This is a genomic window from Pseudomonas defluvii (assembly GCF_001695625.1).
Lineage (GTDB): Bacteria > Pseudomonadota > Gammaproteobacteria > Pseudomonadales > Pseudomonadaceae > Aquipseudomonas > Aquipseudomonas defluvii.
Map to the genome: position 1 here is coordinate 1 of NZ_MBPN01000254.1, position 1,611 is coordinate 1,611.

The following is a 1,611-nucleotide window of genomic DNA, read 5'->3' on the forward strand; positions in this document are numbered from 1 at the left end:
CGCTGAGAGCATCCTTGCCTACTTCGACCGGCCAGGAACCAGCAACGGTCCAACAGAAGCTATCAACGGGCGACTTGAGCACTTACGAGGTACCGCCTTGGGCTTTAGAAATTTAACCAATTACATAGCCAGGTGCTTGCTGAAGTCAGGAGGGTTTAGAAATCAGCTACACCCTTAAATGCGAAGAGCCCTATTACTCGACATGACACCCCCTCAAATAGAAACCTTAAACCCTCAATCTTCCTGTTCACCCGCCAACGCGCGCATCTCGCCAACACTTGACGGTGCAAGTTCGGCGATTATTTCCAGAAACTCTTTTCCCGCGAGCCGGCGTACTCTGCGGACCAACATGGGGATCGGACTGCTGGGCTCATGACGGCTGTAATACGCCTCGATCGCCTCAAGCGCGACGACCACCTCCTCTCGCGAGGAAAACGCTATTAACCCTGCGTGTTGGTAAACCACCGGCGGTGGCGTCGGTCGCTCCTCCAGTCGCTCAATGGCCACTGCCTGGGCCGTGTTACGCAACCGGCTGTCAACGACCTGAATCCATTGCTGCAGGAGCAGCACCATGGAATGCAGCGGCGAAACCGCGTCCAGGCCGGTCTTTTCATCCAGGCACTGACCGATATCGACCAACAGCTTTTTAAGGCGCTTCAGCACGCCCAACCCGCGCATGAGATCCGCCGAACAAAGTGGCTCGATCAACCCGGTCAAGCGCACCAGCGAGGCGTCACGCTCCGCGGACTCGTTTGCACTGGCAATCAACGCCAGGTCCGAACAACAGAGGTTGTCGCCCCCTGGGATACGGGCTAGCACTTCGCGGCGCAGCCTGACACCGATGGTCGACGGCACCGCAAGTTCTGCAAGCGCATTGACCCTGACCAACGGATCAAAGTGATCTTCGGCACTGAGCCGGGGATGCACGCTCTCCCAACGCTCCCGAAGCAAAAAGGCAATCAACTGCAGGCCATTGGCAAAGCCCGTCAAGCCCTCACGCTCAAGCCATGCGCGCGCCAGGCAAACAGCCACGCGAAGATCATGTGTGCGCTTGAACAAACTGATGCAGCGCGCCTCGACGGAAATCCAGTCAATGGGTTCAGGGACAAACACATAATCGCCGTATTGCGACTCTTCCCGCACCGTTACTTGATTGAACAGCTCAAGGAACTCTGCGTCGTATTCAAGATGCTCACCACACCCTTCATTGGCAAGCGCAGCAATAAAATTATCCACACTCATGCGTTAGCCTTTTGCAACAAACGTTAGTTGCGAAACCTGTTGATCGGGGCATGACAACATTGCAGCCCAGTCCTTGAATACAAACGAGGAAACGTAAAGAAGCGCTATAAACACGCAACCACTAAAAGTGCAGCGGGCTGTTTTTCAATACCCTGATAGCGACCCAATCACTGAAATGAGGCTCTTCGCATTTAAGGGTGTAGCTGATTTCTAAACCCTCCTGACTTCAGCAAGCACCTGGCTATGTAATTGGTTAAATTTCTAAAGCCCAAGGCGGTACCTCGTAAGTGCTCAAGTCGCCCGTTGATAGCTTCTGTTGGACCGTTGCTGGTTCCTGGCCGGTCGAAGTAGGCAAGGATGCTCTCAGCG

The 1,611-nt window shown here is 54.6% G+C and carries 3 protein-coding genes; 1 reads left to right on the forward strand and 2 read right to left on the reverse strand.

Features of this window, described 5'->3' with window-relative positions; translation table 11 throughout:
* Positions 1-178: transposase (locus EKA13_RS27080; protein WP_141685661.1), on the forward strand; the 178-nt coding region annotated here is incomplete at its 5' end.
* A gap of 56 nt (positions 179-234) precedes the next feature.
* Here the strand turns inward: EKA13_RS27080 and tssA are convergent.
* Positions 235-1,242: a type VI secretion system protein TssA gene (gene tssA / locus EKA13_RS27085; RefSeq protein WP_065762020.1), complete on the reverse strand. Its 1,008-nt coding sequence runs from the start codon at positions 1,240-1,242 to the stop codon at positions 235-237.
* A 191-nt stretch (positions 1,243-1,433) separates the two neighbouring features.
* A partial coding sequence (locus tag EKA13_RS27090) for a transposase (protein ID WP_141685661.1) occupies positions 1,434-1,611 on the reverse strand: 178 nt, incomplete at its 5' end.

Bases quoted from the DNA above. Each gene is read 5' to 3' on its own strand.
- tssA (WP_065762020.1), bottom strand. From the start codon at position 1,242: ATGAGTGTGGATAATTTTATTGCTGCGCTTGCCAATGAAGGGTGTGGT.